This is a genomic window from Pseudomonas sp. Snoq117.2 (genome assembly GCF_900110545.1).
In the GTDB taxonomy this organism is placed as follows: Bacteria; Pseudomonadota; Gammaproteobacteria; order Pseudomonadales; family Pseudomonadaceae; genus Chryseomonas; species Chryseomonas benzopyrenica.
The window spans coordinates 646,003-666,648 of sequence record NZ_FOED01000002.1 but is presented as its reverse complement, the minus strand read 5'-3'; the positions used below and the strand labels follow the sequence as shown (position 1 = coordinate 666,648).

The window sequence follows — 20,646 nt, the reverse complement described above, 5'->3', positions numbered from 1 at the left end:
GGCTACGAGGTGGGGCCGTAGGGTGGACAACGGCGCAGCCTTGTCCACCCTTCCTAGGCTCAGGGCTTCTTGCGCGCCTTGCCGAAACCCGGCGCCTTGCGTACCGACTTGACCTTTGGCTTGCCGTCTTCCACCCAGCGACCCAGGGGCTTGTCCGATACCGGACCGCCCACCTTGGGTTTCTTCGGCTTCTTGGGTTTCTTCATGACCAGGCCGCCCGGGCCGGTCTGGGGGACGCGATGGTCGGGGATCAAGTCCGGCTCGTCGCGGCGCATGAGGATCTGGCCGATCAGGGTCTCGATGGCCGCCAGCTGCTCCACTTCATCGGCGCACACCAGAGACACCGCCTGGCCCTGGTTGCCGGCGCGGCCCGTCCGGCCGATGCGGTGGACATAGTCCTCGGCGACGATGGGCAGGTCCAGGTTGACCACCAGCGGCAGGTCCTGGATGTCCAGGCCACGGGCGGCCACGTCGGTAGCGACCAGGATGTCGGCCTCGCCGGCCTTGAAGCGGGCGAGGGAGCGCAGTCGCGCGGGCTGGGGCTTGTCGCCATGGATGGATTCCGCCGCCAGCCCCTCGGCCTGCAGCGCCTCCACCAGTTGTTCCACACCCTTGCGGGTCTTGGCGAACACCAGCACCTGGCCCTGGCGACCGCTGCGATAAAGGTGCAGGAAGAGTTCGGTCTTGCGCTTCTTGTCGACCGGCACCACCCACTGCTTGACGGTGACCGCGGCGGTGTTGCGCGGACTGACGTCGATAGTCTGGGGATCGCGCAGCACCGGGGCGGCCAGCTGACGCACGGCGTCGGAGAAGGTCGCCGAGAACAGCAGGGTCTGGCGCTTGCGCGGCAGCATGACGAACAGCTCGCCCAGTTGCCGGGAAAAGCCCAGGTCGAGCATGCGATCGGCTTCGTCCAGCACCAGCAGCTGTACCTGGTCGAAGCGCACGGCGTTCTGGTTGAACAGGTCGAGCAGGCGCCCGGGGGTCGCCACCAGCACGTCCACGCCCTTGCGCAGCTTCATCATCTGCGGATTGATGCTCACGCCACCGTAGGCCACGGCGGTACGCAGGGGCAGGTGCTGGGCATAGTCACGCAGACTGGCATGAACCTGCTCGGCCAGCTCGCGGGTGGGGGTGAGGATCAGGGCGCGAATATGGTTGGGCGCTACCGCCGGGCCTTCCTGCACCAGTCGCTGCAGGAGCGGCAGTCCGAAGGCGCCGGTCTTGCCGGTACCGGTCTGGGCGGCGGCCAGCAGGTCGCGACCGGCCAGCACCGCCGGGATGGCCTGGCGCTGGATGGGCGTGGGGGAGCTGTGCTCCAGGGCGGTGAGCGCCTGCAGCAGCGGATCTATGAGGCCGAGGTCGGCAAAGGTCATGACAGGCCCGGATGGCGTCGAAAAGGGAGCGAATTCTAGGCCGACTGTGAAGCGCGCTCAAACTTTGTAGCCAGGCGGCGGCTGCAGCCGGAATCCCGGCACGGCATAGTGGTCAGTTGCGTGGCTACAGGAGACCCCATGAGCGCTACCCCTACCTTGCCCCCGGTGCTGGCCGGTCCGCTGCTGCGGCGCACCGAAGCGTCCCGGTTGCTGCTGTGGCTGGTGACCCGCTCGGCCGAGACGCCCGTGCCGCGGCTGTGGCAAGGGGCGACCGAGCTCGGCGTGCAGGGGGAGACCCAGTGCCTGCGCCTGGGCGAGCAGGCCTATCTGCAGCTGATCGAGGTCCGGCCGGACACCGAGTTGCCCACGGACGCCTTCCTCCACTACGACCTGCAGCTGAGCGCCGGCGGAATCCGCGACTGGGCGCCGCATCTGCTCTCCGCCGAGGGTGAATTGCCGCGCTTCGTCCTGCGCGCGCGTTTCGATCATCTGCTGCACGGCTCCTGCCGCAAGCCCCACCATGCCTCGGCCGATGGCCTGCTCGCCGTGGATCGCCTGCTGCAGGCCTGCACGACGCCCGAGGAGCGGCCCGCGGCCTTGCTGCTCACGGGCGATCAGGTCTATGCCGATGACGTCGCCGGGCCGATGCTGCTGGCGGTGCAGGCGCTGATCCGCCGCCTCGGGCTCTATGGCGAAGACCTCGAAGGTGCGGTGGTGGCGGACAGCGAGGCGCTGATGGCCCATGCCGCCAACCTCTATCACCGCGAGGACCTGCTACCGGCTTTCAAGTCCAACCGGGCGCTGCGCGAGAAATTCTTCGGCGGGGTGGAGAAACCCATCTTCACCTCCACCAATGCCCACAACCACCTGGTGACCCTGAGCGAGGTGCTGGCGCTCTATCTGCTCTGCTGGTCGCCGACGCCCTGGACCCTGATCGAGGTCGTGCCACCGGCGCTCGACGCCAAGGACGGTGAGCGCTACGCCACCGAGTCGCGCTGCATCGAGGGCTTCGTCGCGACCCTGCCCCAGGCGGCGCGGGCCCTGGCCGGGGTGCCGACGCTGATGATCTTCGACGACCACGACGTCACCGACGACTGGAACCTCTCCGCGCGCTGGGAGGAGACCGCCTACGGCCATCCCTTTTCCCGGCGCATCCTCGGCAATGCGTTGCTGGCCTATCTGCTCTGCCAGGCCTGGGGCAACGCCCCGGAAGCCGTGGCCGAACCCCTGGCCGCCACGGCCCGGCTGCTGGACACGGCGGGGGACGACGGCAAGCTGGAATGTGCGACGCAGAACGCCTGCATCGACGACCTGCTGCGCTTCCAGGGCTGGCACTACGTGCTCAAGACCAGCCCGCCGCTGATCGTGCTGGACACCCGGACCCGTCGCTGGCGCAGCGAGCGACGCCTGGAGCACCCCTCGGGGCTGATGGACTGGGAAGCCCTCTGCGAATTGCAGCAGGACCTGCTGGACCATCCCTCGGCGGTGATCGTCTCGGCCGCGCCCATGTTCGGCGTCAAGCTGATCGAGGCGGTGCAGCGCATCTTCACCTGGTTCGGCCAGCCGCTGATGGTGGATGCCGAGAACTGGATGGCCCACCCCGGGGCGGCCAAGACCATGCTCAACATCTTTCGCCACCGCCGCACCCCGGGCAACTACGTGGTGCTCTCCGGCGACGTGCACTATTCCTTCGTCTACGACATCCGCATCCGGGACCGACGCGGTGAGCCGCGGCTCTGGCAGATCACCAGCAGCGGCATCAAGAACGAATTCCCGCCGCGCCTGCTGGCCACCCTGGACCGGCTCAATCGCTGGCTCTATGCGCCCTGGTCGCCGCTCAACGGCTTCACCAAGCGCCGCCGCTGGGAGCTGCAACCGCGCCTGCCGGATCGCCGCGAGGCCGGCGAGCGACTTTGGAACGGTGCCGGCATCGGCCAGGTGCTGCTGGACGCGGAAGGGCGCCCGGCGGTGATCCGTCAGCACAATGCCGATGGCTCGCCGGCCACCGAGTTCGTCGAGCGCCCGGGCTGAGCTCGGCGCCGCCGTGCCTTAGGGCCTTCCGGGTGACAGGCGCCTGATCAGCCAGGTCGAGAGCCAGTACACCGGCTCCAGCACCAGAAAGCCCAGCAGGATACCGCCCAGCCGGGCCAGGCCCGCCACCGGGTCGATATGGTCATAGTGGTCAGGCACCATCACCACCAGAAACGCCAGCGCGAACTGCATGCCGAGATAGCCGATACCGAGCGGACCGTTCTCGAGGTGTCTGCCAATCAGCACACCGAGCGCAACGCCCGCCAGCGTCAGCCAGAGGCTTTCCTGGCTGACCAGCAGCAGGAGGGCCGCCAGGCCACCCCCGAGCAGGCAGCCGAGCATTCGATGCAACAGCCTTCTGGAGACCGCCTTGCCGGCGCTGCTCAGGCCGTCGAAGGGAACCACCATGACCGCCAGGATGGTGATGGCCGCCTGGCTGACATCCACCCCGATCTCTGCCGTCGCGCCCAGGGACAGCAGGGCCAGGGCCAGACCTCCCTGCAGTGCATGGCGCAACGCCAGGGGCTGCCAGACACCCAGGGTCCGCGGCGTCGAGGCCACCGTGGTTGGCGTCCTGGGCCACAGGCGCGCACGGACGCCGTAGGTGGACAGCGCGCTCACCAGCACGCAGGCCGAGGTGCCGAGCGCCACCTCCAACAGCCGTGACAGGGCGTATCGCTCGAGCTGATCGGGCGCCTGGAGGCTCGCCAGGACCACCATGGCGTAGGTGAGGCCGCCCAGCAACCAGGCATAGCCATAGCGGCCCACCAGTGTCAGATAGAGGGTGACGCTGCCCACCGTGCCCAGCAGGATGGCCTGCTCGTAGGGGTTCAGCTGCAGGTGGCGCAGGACCAACAGGGCACCGGCGGCGCCGATACCGGTACCCAGCACCCGCAGGCAGCCGCGCGAGAAACTGTCGCGGACATCTGACCTCATCACGATGTAGCCGCTGAACGCCGCCCAACCGACATGCTGAACCCCGGCCAGGTGGCCGAGCAGGATCGCCAGAAAGACCGAGGTCAGGGTCTCCAGTTCGTCGACCAGACGGCGCCGGTCGCGGCCGAACTGGCGGAGATCGCCTGCCAGATCGCGCAACAACTGCCTGAATTCCGACAACGCCTGGGAAGGGGGCATGGATCCATGATGAGTGCCGTGGTCGCTGCCTATGCTACCGCGCCCGAGCGCCGTCTGGCAGCACAGGGGCCGGCCGCGAACGGCAGAGGCGCATCGCGACCGGACCGCTCAGGCCGAGCTGCCGCCAGCGGCCAGCCAGCGCAGCACCCCCTGGCCCGCTGCCCGGCCGCTGGCGAAGCAGGCCGTGAGCAGATAGCCGCCGGTGGGTGCTTCCCAGTCGAGCATCTCGCCGGCGCAGAAGACGCCCGGCAATTGCCGCAGCATCAGGCCAGCGTCCAGCGCTTCCAGGGGCACGCCGCCCGCGCTGCTGATCGCTTCCGCCAGGGGCCGTGGCCTGACCACGGTGAGGGGCACGGCCTTGCAGGCCTGAGCCAATCGGCCCATGTCCTGGAAGGTCTCCGGCGGAGCCAACTCGCGGAGCAGGGCGGCCCGGGCGCCGTCGATCCCGGCATGGCGCCGCAGGTGGTTGGCCAGGGACTGGCTACCGCGGGACTTGGCCAGGGCCCGGCCGAGTTCGGCCAGGTCACGCTGCGGCGCCAGATCCAGGGTCAGGGTCGCCTGGCCATCCCGTTCGATGGCCGTGCGGATCTCGGCGGACAGCGCATAGACCAGGCTGCCCTCGATCCCTGTGTCGGTCAGCACGAATTCGCCCTGGCGTGGCGGCTGACCCGGAAGGGCCAGGGCGGCGGGCTTGATCGGCGCGCCGGCGTGGCGGGTCTTGAGGAAGTCACTCCAGCCAGCCACCTCGAAACCGCAATTGGCCGGTTCCAACGGGCGCAGTCTGATCCCCCGCGCCGCCAGCAGCGCCTGCCAGGCCCCATCCGAGCCGAGCCGCGGCCAGCTGCCCCCGCCCAGTGCCAGCACCGTGGCCTGGGGCTGCAGCAGACGCTCGCCCTCCGGGGTGGCCAGGCGCAACCGGCCCTCGGCGTCCCAGCCCAGCCAGCGACTGCGGGTGTGGATGCGCACGCCCTGGTCGCGCAGCCGATGCAGCCAGGCACGCAGCAGGGGCGCGGCCTTCATGTCGGCGGGAAATACCCGGCCCGAGGTGCCGACAAAGGTCTCGATGCCCAGCTCATGGATCCAGGCGCGCAGGGCATCGCTGTCGAAGCTGTCGAGCCAGGGGCTGACTCCGCTCTCGCGCTCGCGATAACGCTGGCGAAAGGCGGCCTGCTCCTCGGCATGGGTAATGTTCATGCCACCCACGCCGGCCAGCAAAAACTTGCGGCCCACGGAAGGCATCGCATCGAAGAGATCCACAGGGACGCCCGTGGCGGCCAGGGTCTCGGCCGCCATCAGCCCGGCGGGGCCACCCCCTATGACAGCGACGGCGGGCGTGGCGGAGAGGAGAGACATGGCGGCATCCAGGAGCTGAGGAAAACCGCCATTGTACGCGACGCGACTAGAGCACGCCGGCTTGGCCCAGGGGCGCTGCCAGGGGTTCTTCCAGCCGCTCGGGAATCAGCGGCTCGCTGCGTCCGGGCGTCAGGATCACCTTGCGGCAGTCCTCCTGCTTCTTGTCGAAGATCTTGTAGCCCTCGACCGCCTGCTCCAGGGACATCCGGTGGGTGATGATGGCCTCCGGCGCCAGGTCACCGCGCTCGATGTGTTCGAGCAGCTCCGGCAGATAACGCTGCACGTGGGTCTGGCCCATCTTGAAGGTCAGGCCCTTGTCGAAGGCGTCACCGAACAGGAAGCCGTGGATGAAGCCGGCATAGACCCCGGGCACGCTCACGGTGCCACCGCGCCGCACGGCCGCGATGCACTGGCGCAGGGCCTTGCCGCTGCTGCCTTCCAGCTTGAGGTTGGCGAGGATGGTCTCGGTGGTGCTGCCCTTGGCCTCGAAGCCCACGGCATCCACGACTCCATCCACACCCCGCTTGCCGGGCGTCTGCTCGATGATGGTGGCCGCCGGATCGTCGTCCTCGTCGAAGTTGATCGGGATGACGCCATAGGTCTGCTGGGCATAGGCCAGGCGATAGGGGTGGTGATCGACCATGAAGATACGCTCGGCACCCAGCATCCGCGCACAGGCGGCCGACAGCAGGCCGACCGGTCCGGCGCCATAAATGGCGATGCTCGAACCCTGGCCGATACCGGTGTTGAGCACGGCCTGCCAGGCGGTGGGCAGGATGTCGGACAGGAACAGCACCTTTTCGTCAGCCAGGGTGCCGGGCACCTTGAAGGGGCCGGTATTGGCTTTAGGTACGCGCACGTATTCGGCTTGGCCGCCCGGTACGCCACCGTAGAGATGGCTGAAGCCGAACAAGGCCGCGCCCGGCGGGATCTGCTTCTTGTTGAGGATGGCGCCGCGCCCGGTGTTGGTGGTCTCACAGGCCGCGTAGAGATCCTGGTTGCAGAAGAAGCAGCTGCCGCAGGCGATGACGAAGGGAATCACCACCCGGTCGCCCTTCTGCACGGCGGTGACCGCCGGGCCGGTCTCTTCGACGACGCCCATGAATTCGTGGCCGAAGATATCCCCGTGCTCGACGGTGGGGATCTTGCCGCGATAGAGGTGCAGGTCCGAGCCGCAGATGGCCGTGGCGGTTACCCGCAGGACGATGTCGTCGGCGTCCTGGATGGTCGGATCGGGGACGGTATCGACACGGACATCGTGGGCACCGTGGTAGGTCAAGGCTCGCATGGCGGTCTCCGTTGGGTAGCGTTTACCTAGAGGTGGAGGCCGCCGCCAGCCGAGCGGTTCCGCGATGTCTGACCGGTGGTATGGCACCTTGATGGCGACCGATCACGGCTTTTCGCCGCCAAGGCCCGGGCCAGAGCCGGGCAGGCGGAACGGTGTCAGCGGTTGCGGATGTACACGGCCTTACCCGCGCTGCCATCAGCAGGATCGCGTTCCTGCACCTCGAACCTGTCGCCATGGGCCTTCACCAGGCCACTGAATTTGCGATGCCCATAGAGGCGGGCATCGAAGTCCGGACGCACCTTGCCCAGGTTGGCCCCGACCATGCCCAGGTTGGCCCAGCCGCCTTCGTCGGAGGCGTCCTCCACGGCCTGTTCGATGAGCTTGAGAATGGTGTTCAACTTGGGCTTGCCACGGTTGGTGGTCGCGGGCTTGTCGGTGGCGCTGGTGGTTTCGCGAGCCTCTTCGCGTGGCTTCGACCTGAGGATCTCGGTGTAGATGAATCTGTCGCAGGCCGAGACGAAGGGATCCGGTGTCTTCTCCTCGCCGAAACCGTAGACCGTCAGGCCTTCCTCGCGCAGCCGCGCCGCCAGGCGGGTGAAGTCGCTGTCGCTGGAGACCAGGCAGAAGCCGTCGAAACGACGGGTATAGAGCAGGTCCATGGCATCGATGATCAGGGCGCTGTCGGTAGCGTTCTTGCCCTTGGTGTAGCCGAATTGCTGCACCGGCTGGATGGAGTGGTCGAGCAGCACCTTCTTCCAGCTGTTCAGTTGCGGCTGGGTCCAGTCGCCATAGATGCGCTTGACGCTGGCCACGCCGAAGCGGGCGATCTCGGCCATGAGGCCGTCGACGATGGCGGCCGGTGCGTTGTCCGCATCGATCAGCACCGCCAGGCGCGCCTGGCTGGATTCGGAGGTCTTGGCGGTCTTGCTCATTGAAGCTCCCGTTCAGTTCAGACCCAGCTCCTGCCAGACCTGGGTCGCGGTGTGATGGAGGATGCCGTGCCGGCGGGCCAGCGCCAGGCGATCGGCCGAATAGCCGCCACCGATCACCCCTACGACCGGTATATCCGCCGCCAGGCAACGCCGCAAGACCAGACCGTCGCGGGCGGCGAGACCGGCATCGGTGAGGTCCAGATAGCCCAGGGCGTCATCGCGATGGACGTCCACCCCAGCGTCGTAGAGCACCACATCGGGCTGATAGAGGGGCAGCAGATAGCCCAGGGCGTCATCGAGCACCCGCAGGTAGCCGGCGTCGTCCAGACCGCGGGGCAAGGGGATGTCCCAGTCGCTTTGCGCCTTGCGCGCTGGATAGTTGGTGGCGCAGTGCAGGGAGACGGTGATGGCGTCAGGGACCTCGGCGAGGATGCGCGCCGTGCCGTCGCCCTGGTGCACATCGCAATCCAGGATCAGCACCCGCCCGGCGCGACCGCTTTCCAGCAGCGACAGCGCCAGGATCGCCAGGTCGTTGAAGATGCAGAAGCCGGCCGGATAGTCATGGTGGGCGTGGTGGGTCCCTCCGGCGAGGTGACAGGCCAGGCCATGGCGCAGCGCCAGCTCTAGGGTGAGCAAGGAGCCGCCCACCGCGCGGATGGTCCGGCGCACCAGGGCTTCGCTCCAGGGCAGGCCCAGCTGGCGCTGCAGCGGCGGTGCCAACTCTCCGGCCTGGAAGGCCCGGATGTAGTCCGGTGCATGGGCCAGCGTCAGCAACTCGTCCGGGCAGGGTTTGGGGCGCCGCCAGTTATCGGCGCCCAGGATGCCGCTGGCACTCAGGTGCTCGTGCAGCAGACGGAATTTCTCCATCGGAAAGCGATGGCCGGCGGGGAAGGACGGACTGTAGTCCTCGTGGTAGACCAGCGGCAGGCGGGCGCTCAAAACACCAGGAGCTCCAGGATGAACCAGAGGATACCGGTGCAGAAACCCAGCGCCAGGAGGAACAGCAGGCCGTCACGGGCGATCAGCGACAGGGCGAAAGAGGTCAGCGCCAGCCCGGCCGTGGTGTTGGCGAAGGGCACCAGATCCAGCACCGGCATGGTCGCGGCGATGAGAATGCAGAGCAGGGCGGTGACGAAGTGCGCGGGCCGCGAGGTGAGTACCCGCAGGCGCGACTTGACCACCTTGTCCACCCAGCGCGCCGGCCGCTGCAGCAGGCGCAGCGACTTGCGCAATTTGCCGCGCGAGATCGAGCGCTGCAGCACCCAGCGCGGCAGCCAGAAGTGGTCACGCCCCATCAGCAACTGGCCGCTCACCAGCATGACGAAGACGGCGATGGCGGTGGCGATGCCGGGAATGCCGGTCAGCGGCGAGATCGCCAGTACCCCTGGCAAGAGGATCATGGGACCAAAGGAGCGACTGCCGATGGCATCGATCAGGTGCTGCACCGAGACCTGGCTGGGGCTGTTGCCCACCCGCTCCAGACAGGCCAGAAAGCTCTGGAGGTCCACCGGGCCATCCTGCCCGGTGTCGCAGCTGGCGGGCTCGCGCTCCAGGGCTTCGTTCTTCATGGCTGGGCGCTGTCCAGCATGCGGCGGATCCAGCGGGTCAAATCCTGGCGGCCATAGGGCTTGTTGAGAATGGGGAAGCGCTCGCCGTTGCCTTCCTCCAGTTCCAGGGCGTTGTTGGCATAGCCCGTGGTGAGCAGGATGCGCAGCTCGGGTTGGCGCCGCTGCGCCTCCTTGGCCAACATCACGCCATTCATGCCGCCGGGCATGATCAGGTCGCTGAATAGCAGGTCGATGGCGGGTTCGCGGGCAAGGATGTCCAGCGCCTGCTGGCCATTGTGGGCGACCAGCACCTGGTAGCCGGTCTCTTCCAGAATGGCCTGGGCCAGGGCCGCCACGTCCGGGCGATCGTCCACCACCAGGATGGTCTCGGAACCGCCGCCGTCCTCGTGCGGGGTCGGCAGGGGCGCCGGATGGTCGCGCGCCTCCTCTTCGGAGACCGGGAAGTAGAGACGCACCGAGGTGCCTATGCCGACTTCCGAATATAGCCTGACCAAGCCGCCCGACTGCTTGAGAAAGCCATAGACCATGGACAGGCCCAAGCCGCTGCCCTGGCCTTCGTCACGGGTGGTGAAGAAAGGATCCAGGGCCCGACCGAGCACGTCGGTGGACATGCCGCAGCCGGTGTCGGTCAGGGCGATGCAAACATAGTGCCCCTGGGCCAGGCCGCCGTGAGCCAGATCCTGGCCATTGACCTCGACGTTGAGGGTCTCCAGGGTCAGGGTGCCGGTACCGCGCTCCTGCATGGCCAGGCGGGCGTTATCGACGATATTGAGCAGCGCCGTCTCTAGCTGGATCGGATCGAGCCGGCAATTCCACAAGGCCGGTGCCGGCCGGAAGATGAAGCGGAAGGGCCCGCCCAGCGCCTGGGACAGGCGCCCCTGACGGGCCTCAATGAGTTTGTTCAGGTCCACCGCGCGCCCGGTCAGGCGCTGCTTGCGGGCAAAGGCCAGCAACTGCTGGGTCAGGGTGGCTGCCCGATTCACCGCGTCACGGGTGTTGTCGACATGGCGCTTGGCCTTGTCCTTGTCCAGTTCCGGACGATCCAGATTGATCCTCAGGATGTCCAGGTAGCCGACCATCACCTGCAGCAGGTTGTTGAAGTCGTGGGCGATGCCCCCGGTGAGCTGGCCGAGGGCTTCCATCTTCTGCGCCTGCCGCAGGGCGTCCTCGGCGTCGCGGCGGCGGGAGACGTCCAGCTGCGAGGCGAAGTAGTAGAGCAGCTGGCCCTGGGGATCGAGCACCGGGGAGATGAACAGCGCGTTCCAGAAGGTCGAACCATCCTTGCGGTAGTTCAGCAATTCAATGTCGCAATCCCGTTGCTCGCGCAGCGCGCTGCGGATTTCAGCGATGTGTTCCGGGCGCGTGTCCGGGCCCTGCAGGAAGCGGCAGTTACGGCCCATGACCTCGTCCAGCGCGTAGCCCGTGGTGCGCAGGAAGGACTCGTTGGCGAAGATGATCGGATTATCCGGCTGGTGCGGATCCGTCACGATCATCGGCATCCGGGTCTTTTTCACGGCGGCAAAGAAGATGTCGTCGTGCCCGAGACCCTTGCCCAGCTCCGCGATCTTGGCCGCGGACGGATGGGGAGACGAGGCGTTGGCGGTTTCGGTCATGGGGAGGAAGCCTGCGAGCGGACAGCGGTACCCTAATTGTGACCGCTTATGGGGCCACAAGCTCCACCAGTTATCGTCATACGATGAGTAATGTGTCTGGAAGCACGGCGAACGCACAGGATTTGACCGGTTTTGCGTATGATGATCGCTCTCTGTCAAGGAACCCTTCCCATGAGCAAGGTGCTGGACAACCTGGTCGAACTGCTGACCCTCGAATCCCTGGCCCCCGATCTGTATCGCGGCGGCAGCCAGGATCTCGGCTTTCCCCAGCTCTTTGGTGGGCAGGTGCTGGGGCAGGCGCTGTCAGCGGCCAGCCAGACCGTGCCCGAGGCGCGCCAGGTGCACTCCCTGCATGGCTATTTCCTGCGCGCCGGTTCGGCCGTGGAGGCGGTGACCTACCAGGTGGATCGCATCCGCGACGGGGGCAGCTTTTCCACCCGCCGGGTCACTGCCTTCCAGGGTGAACAGCCGATCTTTTTCTGCAGCGCTTCCTTCCATATCGAAGAGCCGGGCTTCGAGCATCAGACCACCATGCCGGACGTGCCCGCGCCCGAGACGCTGCAATCGGAGATCGCCCACGCGCAAAAGTACGCCGAGCTGATTCCTGCGCCCTTGCGCGACAAGCTGCTCGGGCCGCGGCCGATCGAGATGCGCCCGGTGGTCTTTACCGACCCCTTCAAGCCGGAGCCCACCGAGCCGGTTCGCCACGTCTGGTTCCGCGCCACCGGCGATCTGCCGGACCAGCCGGCGCTGCATCGCTATCTGCTGGCCTATGCCTCGGACTTCAATCTGCTGCCCAGCTCGCTGCTGCCCCACGGCACCAGTTTCTGGGATCGCTCGCTGCAGATCGCCAGCCTCGACCATGCGGTCTGGTTCCACCGCGATTTCCGCCTGGACGACTGGTTGCTCTACGCCATCGACAGTCCCTGGGCCGGCGGAGCTCGCGGTCTGTGCCGCGGCAGCATCTACAACCGCGCGGGACAGCTGGTGGCCTCGGTGGCCCAGGAAGGACTGATTCGCAAACGCGGCTGAGACCAAGCCCTCTAGCTGGCTATTTCGGTAGCACCCTTATAGGCTCTTGCCTGCGAAGCACCGGCCGCCTAGTTAGGCGTCCCAGACACATCATTAGTTTGAGGCATCGTTCTTGAATCGACTCGAGCGCGTCGTAACCGGTATCCAGGGGCTGGATGAGATCTTGAAGGGAGGCCTGGTTGCAGGCGCGTCCTATGTCATCCAGGGCCGTCCGGGCTCCGGCAAATCGATCATGGCCAATCAGATCGCCTTCAACCATGTGCGCGGCGGTGGCCGGGTGCTGTTCGCAACCATGCTGTCGGAAACCCATGAGCGGATGTTCCAGTTCTTTTCCACGCTGGATTTCTTCGACCGCTCCTGCATCGGGGATCAGGTCCAGTACCTGAGCGCCTTCGATACCATGGAAGGCGAGGGGCTGGATGAGGTCGTGCGTCTCCTGCGGCGGGAAATCAGCCGGCAAAAGGCTAGTCTGCTGGTGGTGGATGGTCTGCTGAACGCTCGGTCGCGTGCGGAAACGCCCATAGACACCAAGAAGTTCATCGCCGAGTTGCAGGGGCATGCGGCCTTTGCCGGTTGCACGGTGATCTTTCTCACCAGCGCGCGTCTCGAAGACGGTAGCCCGGAGCACACCATGGTCGATGGCGTGCTGGATCTGCACGAGGAAGAGATCGGCAGTCGCACCATCCGCCGTCTGGCACTGCGCAAGACTCGCGGTAGCGGCGCGTTGCCGGGCTTCCACGAATTCACCATCTCCGATGCCGGCATCACCGTGTTTCCACGGTTGGAAACTCTCTATCGCGATCCCTCGGTGGGCGCGACCTACCGCTTTGGGCACCAGCGCGTAACCAGCGGCGTGGCTTCGCTGGATGCGATGATCGAGAACGGGCTACCGGAAAGCTCGACCACCCTGCTCATGGGGCCTTCGGGTGCCGGCAAGACGTCCATCTCGCTGAATTTCCTGGCCGCCTGCACGTCCGAGGCCCCCGGTCTGATGTTCAGCTTCTATGAACCGCCGGAGCGGCTGCAGCTCAAGGCCGACGCCCTGGGGCTCGATCTGGCCGGCCGTATCGATCAGGGCGCGCTGCACATGCACTGGCAGCCCACGACCGAATTGCGCCTTGATGAAGTGGGTCTGAAGCTGCTCGCGCTGGTCCAGCAGCACGGCATCAAACGGCTGGTGATCGACAGTCTGGGCGCCATTGCCCGCTTCGCCTTGCCCCAGGGGCGGCTCATCGAATACTTCAGTGCATTACTGAACGAGCTGCGTACCCAGGGCGTCACAGTTCTAGCTACCTGGGAACTACGGGACATGTTTGGCGCGGATATAGCAGCGCCGGCTCCCGAACTTTCCAGCATGGTGGACAATCTGATTTTGCTGCGATTCGTCGAGGCCGAGGCGGAGATCAAAAGAGTTCTGTCCATCCTCAAGGTGCGGGATAGCCTTTATGACCCCTCGCTACGCGAGATGGTGATAGACAACTCGGGAATCGAACTGAAAAAGGCGTTCAAAGACATGGTGAAGGTGCTTTCCGGTTCAGCCATGCCCTCAATACAACCATGATCGCGTCGGCTGGGAGAGTCTCCACATGACGACGATACTGGTAGTCGATGACGAATTTCTGATAGCGGACATCCTGGCCTTCGCTCTTGAAGACGAAGGCTACATGGTGGTCAAGGCGAGCAACGGCCGCCGAGCGCTTGATGTCTTCGATCGAGAACTACCGTCGCTGGTCATCACCGACTTCATGATGCCGGTGATGAATGGCCGCGAATTGGCGGAGGCCCTGTGCGAACGCCAGGGCCTGCAACACCTGCCCATCATCCTGATGAGCGGTGCCCAGGCGCACCTGGCCCAGGAAAGCGCTGAGCTGTTCGATGCCGTGTTCCAGAAGCCCTTCAACATCGGCGATATCGTGGACACGGTGCGCAAGCACCTCGTTGCCCTGGAATCCTGAGCGAGTCCCAAAACAAAAAGGCCTGTCTGAGCAGGCCTTTTCGTTTTGGGGCTGGCGCATCGGCCAGCCCCGCGTCTCCGATCAGGAGCGCGACAGCAGTACGCCCAGAACGAAACCGACACCGCCGGCGATGGCCAGGGCAGTGAAGGGTTTGTCGGCGGTCACGTTGCGTGCGCAGTCGATGGCCTGGCCATATTGCTCCTGCAGCTTGCCTTCCAGTTGACGGGCCTTGCCCTCGGCTTGCCAGTCGGCATTGCCGGTCGCGGCGCCGAAGCTGTCCTGGACCTTGCCGGTAGCGTCCTTGGCATTGCCTATGATCTGATCGGTATTCATGAATGCACCTCGTGTTGGGAAACGGGAGAGGTCATGCCAAGCGGCATGCTTCCCTTATTGATCCGCGCCAGACGCATTTCGTTCAGGTCAATTTGCTGTTCGCGACAGCCATCGCGGTTTTCAGCCGAGAGGAACCATGATCTCCAACCGTATTTACGCCTTCTGCCTGCTGTCGCTGCTGGCCGGTTGCAGCACCCAGCAGCCGCCTGCCGAACCGGTGACCGATGCCGAGGAGCTCTTCACCCGGCCCGTTATGGCTGAAAGCATCCTGCGCCAGGGCTCTCGCCTGCAACTGGCGCTGGCCCTGGCGGATGGCGGCGCCGCGTTGGTGGCCTTGGATTGCGTGGATGAACAAGCCGAATTGCTCTTTCTGGAGGGCGATCAGCGCGTCTATCCCGGACGGGTGAATGGCTATGCCGCGCCCCTGGCGCTGAGCGCCGCCAAGGTCGAGGCGCTCAAGCAGCGTCCAGACGTGGCTGCGCTCTGCGCCCAGCCGGCCAGTGAGGATTGGCGTGTCCTCGCCAGTGGCGCCGGTGGCGACACCCTGGTCATCGACCGCAACAGCCTGGTGGACGCCAACGGGGTGCGCCGCTTCTGGGGAGGCCAACAGTTGCCCGTCCAGCTGCAGACGCCGCGCTATGGCGCTCCGGTGCGCCAGTGGCGCGAATCCCTGGCCGCCGACTGTACCGCGCGCCGTTATCTGCTGCTGGCGCGTTACGGCCTGGATGACGCCGGGCGGATAACTGACAGCCAGCCAGGCGCCCAGGGGCAAGAGACCTTCGCTGCCGCTCCCGTCGAGCGGCGCACCCTGCTGGAAGCCGCCTGTGACCGCCGGGATGCCTTACTGGCCACGCCACGCCTGGGCGGGATCAAGGCCGCCGCGACAACGCCGGCTGCACCGTCGCCCGCTGGCGAGTTGCCCGCGGCCCAGGCTCAGCCTCTGCAGGCGCTCAAGGCGCTGGCGCTACCCGCGCCAGCCATGGCCGTGCAGCGCTTCGTAGAGGCGGGCGAGAGCCGTTACGAAGGCCAGACCCAGGCCTATCGCGAAGAGGTCCGGGTCAGCCCTGGCGCGCAGCCAGGCTTGTTGCGCTTCAGCGCCCAGGGCAGGGCGGCACGGGTCGACTCGCTCAATTGGCGCGGGCTGATCGACCTGGTACGCCGCACCCGCCTCGACAACGGCAATCTGCCGGTGGAAGAACTCGCCAGCCTGGATCGACTGAGCTTCAGCGGCGACTGGCGGAGGCTCGCGGTGGGCAGCCAGGTCGGCTACCAAGCCCGGCAGACCCTGACCGGCAATCTGAAGGGCGCGGAGCAGCGGGAGATCAAGCTGTCCTGCAAGGTGGTGGGCGAGGGTGAGGCGCGCAAGGTGCTGGCTACTCTCAGTGGCAGGGCCAAGACTCTCGAATGCCGACATGGCATCTCAGGCAATGGTCCTTTGAGTCGCTGGACCTATCTGGAGGCCTATGGCTTGTTCCACCTGACCAGTGTCGGGGCAGGCCAGGCCATGGGCCTGGAAAAACAGCTGAGCGAGTTGCAATAGGTGGGCAGCGCGCCTGGCCGATGAGCGAATTTCCGAGGCAGTATCAAGACGTTCCCTGGTGATATTTGCCTAATAGGTAAATATCACTCACGGAAACGCGACTTTTTGGCGGATTAGTACTGGGAGTACGCTGTGTCTATCGAAACAGCACAACCAAGAGGTATTCGCTATGAAAGTCCTGGGTATCCAAGCGCTCGTTGCCGTCCTGTTCATGGGCCTGCTGTCGGGTACCGCATCCGCGGCCAGTCGCGACCTGTCCAGCAAATCGATCCGGGCCAATGCCCAAGCGCAATTCCAGTCGGAACATCCCGCCCGTGCTTCCGCGCTGTACCAGAACAACGCCAACTAGTCTGATGTTTGTCGCGACGCCCCGGCGATCCACTCATCGCCGGGGCGTCGTTCTATCTGCCTGCCCGTCCGCACCGGCTGAGCGGTCGCCAACGTCTCTTCCCACCGCTTGCCGGTAGTTCCAGAACCCTTGCCCCAGGGCCGCGAGCGCGGCAGGCTGTCCGGATGTCAGCGGAGCGAGAAAGGCACGATGAAGATTGGCGAATTGGCCCGGCGCACCGACTGCGCGGTCGAGACCATCCGCTACTACGAGCGTGAAGGCCTGCTGCGCCCGGCGGCGCGTAGCAGCAGCAACTACCGCAGCTATGACGAGGATCAGGTCGAGCGCCTGATCTTCGTGCGTCATTGCCGTTCCCTGGACATGACCCTGGAAGAGATCCGGGCGCTGCTGGCGCTACGGGATACCGCCACGCCGGGGTGCGCCCAGGTGGACGCCCTGATCGGCGCCCATCTGCATCATGTCGAGGTGCGCATTCGCGAGTTGAATCAGCTGCGCGAACAGCTGGTGACCCTGAGACGGCAGTGCCAGGGGGAAGGCGAAGGCGACCGTTGCGGCATCCTGCGCGAACTCGGTCAGCCGGCGGCGCCATCGGCGACCACCGCCAGCTGCAGTGCGGCCGGGCACGCCCATGTGCCCGGCACCCACCGTCTGCATGACTAGCTAGGGATCAGAGCGCCTCTGCCCAGAGGTCGTACTCGTCGGCGTCGGTGACCCGCACCCAGACCTTGTCGCCTGGCTTGAGGGGATTGGCGCTGTCGACATAGACGTTGCCGTCGATTTCCGGGGCATCGGCGTAGGAGCGGCCAATGGCGCCTTGCTCGTCCACCTCGTCGATCAGCACCTCGATCTCGCGACCGATCTTGAGCTGCAGGCGCGCGGCGGAGATGGCCTGTTGATGCGCCATGAAACGCTCCCAACGCTCCTGCTTGACCTCGTCCGGAACGGCTTCCAGACCCAGCTCGTTGGCCGGCGCGCCCTCGACCGGCGAATACTGGAAGCAGCCGACGCGATCCAGCTGGGCTTCGGTGAGCCAGTCCAGCAGGTACTGGAAGTCTTCCTCGGTCTCGCCGGGGAAGCCGACGATGAAGGTGGAGCGGATGGTCAGCTCCGGGCAGATCTCCCGCCAGCGCTTGATGCGCGCCAGGGTCTTGTCCTCGAACGCCGGGCGCTTCATGGACTTGAGCACCTTGGGGCTGGCGTGCTGGAAGGGGATGTCCAGATAGGGCAGCAGCTTGCCGGCGGCCATCAGCGGAATGACGTCGTCGACGTTGGGGTAGGGGTAGACATAGTGCAGGCGCACCCAGACCCCCATGCCCGACAGCGCCTCGCAGAGTTCCAGCATGCGCGTCTTGACCGGTTGGCCGTTCCAGAAGTCCAGTTTGTACTTGAGATCGACGCCGTAGGCGCTGGTGTCCTGGGAGATCACCAGCAGCTCCTTCACGCCCGCCTTGACCAGCCGCTCAGCCTCGGACAGCACGTCGCCCACCGGGCGGCTGACCAGCCTGCCGCGCATGGAGGGAATGATGCAGAAGCTGCAGCTGTGGTTGCAGCCTTCGGAAATCTTCAGGTAGGCGTAGTGGCGCGGGGTCAGCTTGATGCCCTGGGGCGGGACCAGGTCGATCAGCGGATTGTGCTCCAGCTGCGGCGGCACCACCTCGTGGACGGCGCTGACCACCTGCTCGTACTGCTGGGGACCGGTCACCGCCAGCACGCTGGGGTGCACGCCGCGGATGTTGCCCTCGTCGACGCCCATGCACCCGGTGACGATCACCTTGCCGTTCTCGGCGATGGCCTCGCCGATGGCGTCCAGGGACTCGGCCTTGGCGCTGTCGATGAAGCCGCAGGTGTTGACCACCACCACGTCGGCGTCTTCATAGGTCGGCACGATCTCGTAGCCTTCCATGCGCAGCTGGGTAAGGATGCGTTCGGAGTCGACGGTGGCCTTGGGACAGCCGAGGCTGACGAAACCGACCTTGGGGGCGGACGTTTGGATGGACATGGGCTAACCTCGGCGGGCGCTCAGGAGGCGCCTTGATCAAAAAACGCGCGATTCTAGCCATCTCTGCCGCTGCTTGGAAGGGGTACGCCGGTCCTGGCGACCGCACAGAGCTTTTTGCCGACCAGAGAGTCTATGGTCCTTGAAGCGCTGCACCGAGAGGTTGCCCGCGCCACGCTACCGGCCTTTTCAACTTGATCCTGACGCCGCTTCGGCGCAGGATGCGCCGATTTTAGACTCTAGGAGCCCTGCATGAGCCGTCCGGAACACGAGCACGGTGGTAAAGCCCCTTCGGCCTTGGGAATGATCGTGCTCGCCACCGGCGTGGTATACGGCGACATCGGTACCAGTCCTCTCTATACCCTCAAGGAAGTCTTCTCGCCGCACTATGGCCTGGCGCTGAACCACGACAGCGTGCTCGGCATCCTGTCGCTGATCTTCTGGTCGCTCATCTGGGTCGTCACCCTCAAGTACATCACCTTCGTCATGCGCGCCGACAACCAGGGCGAGGGCGGCATTATGGCCCTCACCGCCCTGGCCCGTCGCGCCGCCCAGGGCTCGCCGCGCCTCGCCACCACCCTGGTATTGCTCGGCCTGTTCGGCGCCGCGCTCTTCTATGGCGACAGCATGATCACCCCGGCGGTCTCGGTGTTGTCGGCGGTGGAGGGGCTGGAGCTGGCCTTCGACGGTCTGGAAGCCTGGGTCGTGCCCATCGCCCTGGTGATCCTGGTCGGCATTTTCGCCATCCAGAAGCGCGGCACCGCCACCATCGGCAAGTTCTTCGGCCCGGTGATGGTGCTCTGGTTCACCACCCTGGGCGCCCTGGGCGTCTATGGCATCGTCCAGCAGCCCGAGGTGCTCAAGGCCTTCAATCCCTATTGGGCAGTGGAGTTCTTTGCCGCCAATCCGGTGAAGGGTTTCATCGTCCTGGGCGCGGCCGTGCTGGCCCTGACCGGGGCCGAGGCACTCTATGCCGACATGGGCCACTTCGGGCGCAAACCCATCGCCCGGGCCTGGCTGCTGCTGGTGCTGCCGGGGCTGGTGCTCAACTACTTCGGTCAGGGCGCACTGCTGCTCGCCGATCCCTCGGCGGTCCGTAATCCCTTCTATCTGCTGGCCCCGGAATGGCTGCTGCTGCCGATGATCGGGCTGTCGACCCTGGCCACCGTCATCGCCTCCCAGGCGGTGATCACCGGCGCCTTCTCCATGACCCGCCAGGCCATCCAGCTGGGCTATATTCCGCGCATGCAGATCCAGCACACCTCCAGCCAGGAGCAGGGGCAGATCTACATCCCGCTGATGAACTGGGCGCTGATGCTGGGGGTGATCTTCCTGATCCTGACCTTCCAGTCCTCGGCCAACCTGGCCGAGGCCTATGGCGTGGCCGTGACCGGCACCATGCTGATCACCAGCTGCCTGGTGTCGGCGGTGATCCTCTTGCTGTGGAAATGGCCGCGCTGGATCATGGTGCCGTTGCTGATCGGCTTCCTGCTGGTGGACGTCCTGTACTTCTCGGCCAATGCGCCGAAGATCTTTTCCGGCGGCTCCTTCCCGGTGATCGCCGGTATCGTCATCTTCATCCTGCTGACCACCTGGAAGCGGGGCCGGCAACTGGTGGTGGAGCGCCTGGACGACGGCGCGCTGCCATTGCCGATCTTTATCAGTAGCATCCGTGCCCAACCGCCATTCCGCGCCAAGGGCACCGCGGTGTTCCTCACCGCCCGGACCGACGTGGTCCCCCATGCCATGCTGCACAACCTGCTGCACAACCAAGTACTGCACGAGCAGGTGGTGCTGCTCACGGTGCGCTACGAGGATCGCCCGCGGGTATCGCGTGGCGAGCGCATGGAGGTCGAGGACTTCGGCGACGGCTTCTATCGCGTGGTGCTGCACTACGGCTTCATGGACGAGCCGGACATCCCCCTGGCCTTGAGCCACTGCCCTTATCCAGGCCTGGATTTCACCCCGATGCGCACCACCTATTTCCTCAGCCGGGAAACGGTGATCGCCTCCAAGCGCCTCGGCATGGCGCCCTGGCGCGAGAATCTCTTCGTCTTCCTGATGAAGAACGCCAACGGCAACCTGAGATTCTTCAAGCTGCCGGTGAACCGGGTGATCGAGTTGGGCACCCAGGTCGAGATCTAGC

18 protein-coding genes are annotated in these 20,646 nt (G+C 65.9%); 8 read left to right on the top strand and 10 right to left on the bottom strand.

Annotated elements, in window-relative coordinates:
* Positions 1-59 precede the first annotated feature (59 nt).
* On the bottom strand, positions 60-1,376 hold the full coding sequence (locus tag BMZ43_RS08930) for an RNA helicase RhlE1 (RefSeq protein WP_093252565.1): 1,317 nt from the start codon (positions 1,374-1,376) through the stop codon (positions 60-62).
* 138 nt (positions 1,377-1,514) lie between these two features.
* On the opposite strand from BMZ43_RS08930, the gene BMZ43_RS08925 reads away from it, so the two are divergent.
* Entirely contained in the window at positions 1,515-3,407 is a 1,893-nt protein-coding gene (locus BMZ43_RS08925; protein WP_064308248.1) for a metallophosphoesterase family protein, read from the top strand.
* An 18-nt stretch (positions 3,408-3,425) separates the two neighbouring features.
* Here the strand turns inward: BMZ43_RS08925 and BMZ43_RS08920 are convergent, their stop codons facing one another.
* The 7 genes from BMZ43_RS08920 to BMZ43_RS08890 all read right to left on the bottom strand — a co-directional run bounded on the left by BMZ43_RS08920 (position 3,426) and on the right by BMZ43_RS08890 (position 11,295).
* Positions 3,426-4,541, bottom strand: coding sequence for an FUSC family protein (locus BMZ43_RS08920; RefSeq protein WP_064308247.1), 1,116 nt, complete (start codon positions 4,539-4,541; stop codon positions 3,426-3,428).
* A 108-nt stretch (positions 4,542-4,649) separates the two neighbouring features.
* On the bottom strand, positions 4,650-5,894 hold the full coding sequence (locus tag BMZ43_RS08915) for a BaiN/RdsA family NAD(P)/FAD-dependent oxidoreductase (protein ID WP_093252559.1): 1,245 nt from the start codon (positions 5,892-5,894) through the stop codon (positions 4,650-4,652).
* Between the two features lie 46 nt (positions 5,895-5,940).
* Positions 5,941-7,182 carry a zinc-dependent alcohol dehydrogenase gene (locus BMZ43_RS08910; protein ID WP_093252554.1) on the bottom strand — a complete coding sequence of 414 codons (1,242 nt, stop codon included), beginning with the start codon at positions 7,180-7,182 and terminating at the stop codon, positions 5,941-5,943.
* A gap of 155 nt (positions 7,183-7,337) precedes the next feature.
* Entirely contained in the window at positions 7,338-8,114 is a 777-nt protein-coding gene (locus tag BMZ43_RS08905; protein ID WP_017642202.1) for an NYN domain-containing protein, read from the bottom strand.
* A 12-nt stretch (positions 8,115-8,126) separates the two neighbouring features.
* Entirely contained in the window at positions 8,127-9,053 is a 927-nt protein-coding gene (locus BMZ43_RS08900; RefSeq protein ID WP_093252549.1) for a histone deacetylase family protein, read from the bottom strand.
* Positions 9,050-9,682: an exopolysaccharide biosynthesis protein gene (locus BMZ43_RS08895; RefSeq protein WP_064308243.1), complete on the bottom strand. Its 633-nt coding sequence runs from the start codon at positions 9,680-9,682 to the stop codon at positions 9,050-9,052. Before BMZ43_RS08895 ends, BMZ43_RS08900 begins: the two co-directional genes overlap by 4 nt.
* A complete protein-coding gene (locus BMZ43_RS08890; RefSeq protein WP_093252545.1) occupies positions 9,679-11,295 on the bottom strand; it encodes a histidine kinase famiy protein in 1,617 nt (538 codons plus the stop codon). The genes BMZ43_RS08895 and BMZ43_RS08890 overlap by 4 nt, the downstream gene beginning before the upstream one ends.
* A gap of 171 nt (positions 11,296-11,466) precedes the next feature.
* On the opposite strand from BMZ43_RS08890, the gene tesB reads away from it, so the two are divergent.
* The 3 genes from tesB to BMZ43_RS08875 all read left to right on the top strand — a co-directional run bounded on the left by tesB (position 11,467) and on the right by BMZ43_RS08875 (position 14,282).
* The gene (tesB, locus tag BMZ43_RS08885; protein ID WP_017642206.1) at positions 11,467-12,327 is read left to right on the top strand and encodes an acyl-CoA thioesterase II; all 861 of its coding nucleotides are present in this window, start codon (positions 11,467-11,469) and stop codon (positions 12,325-12,327) included.
* A 112-nt stretch (positions 12,328-12,439) separates the two neighbouring features.
* Entirely contained in the window at positions 12,440-13,888 is a 1,449-nt protein-coding gene (locus BMZ43_RS08880; RefSeq protein ID WP_093252542.1) for an ATPase domain-containing protein, read from the top strand.
* Positions 13,889-13,913: 25 nt separating this feature from the next.
* Positions 13,914-14,282 (top strand): response regulator, encoded by a 369-nt coding sequence (locus BMZ43_RS08875; protein WP_093252538.1) that lies wholly within the window; start codon positions 13,914-13,916, stop codon positions 14,280-14,282.
* Positions 14,283-14,363: 81 nt separating this feature from the next.
* Here BMZ43_RS08875 and BMZ43_RS08870 read toward each other — a convergent pair whose 3' ends face one another.
* On the bottom strand, positions 14,364-14,615 hold the full coding sequence (locus BMZ43_RS08870; protein WP_017642209.1) for a CsbD family protein: 252 nt from the start codon (positions 14,613-14,615) through the stop codon (positions 14,364-14,366).
* A gap of 136 nt (positions 14,616-14,751) precedes the next feature.
* Between BMZ43_RS08870 and BMZ43_RS08865 the strand changes: the two genes are divergently transcribed.
* From BMZ43_RS08865 to cadR, 3 genes are all read left to right on the top strand, one after another.
* Complete coding sequence (locus BMZ43_RS08865; RefSeq protein ID WP_064308240.1) at positions 14,752-16,155, top strand: hypothetical protein; 1,404 nt, start codon at positions 14,752-14,754, stop codon at positions 16,153-16,155.
* Positions 16,156-16,324: 169 nt separating this feature from the next.
* Positions 16,325-16,504, top strand: coding sequence for a hypothetical protein (locus BMZ43_RS08860; protein WP_017642211.1), 180 nt, complete (start codon positions 16,325-16,327; stop codon positions 16,502-16,504).
* Between the two features lie 189 nt (positions 16,505-16,693).
* Positions 16,694-17,164, top strand: a complete 471-nt coding sequence (gene cadR / locus BMZ43_RS08855) for a Cd(II)/Pb(II)-responsive transcriptional regulator (protein ID WP_017642212.1) — start codon at positions 16,694-16,696, stop codon at positions 17,162-17,164.
* Positions 17,165-17,171: 7 nt separating this feature from the next.
* Here cadR and rimO read toward each other — a convergent pair whose 3' ends face one another.
* Complete coding sequence (gene rimO / locus BMZ43_RS08850; RefSeq protein ID WP_093252824.1) at positions 17,172-18,497, bottom strand: 30S ribosomal protein S12 methylthiotransferase RimO; 1,326 nt, start codon at positions 18,495-18,497, stop codon at positions 17,172-17,174.
* Between the two features lie 306 nt (positions 18,498-18,803).
* On the opposite strand from rimO, the gene BMZ43_RS08845 reads away from it, so the two are divergent.
* On the top strand, positions 18,804-20,645 hold the full coding sequence (locus tag BMZ43_RS08845) for a potassium transporter Kup (protein ID WP_017642214.1): 1,842 nt from the start codon (positions 18,804-18,806) through the stop codon (positions 20,643-20,645).
* Position 20,646 lies beyond the last annotated feature (1 nt).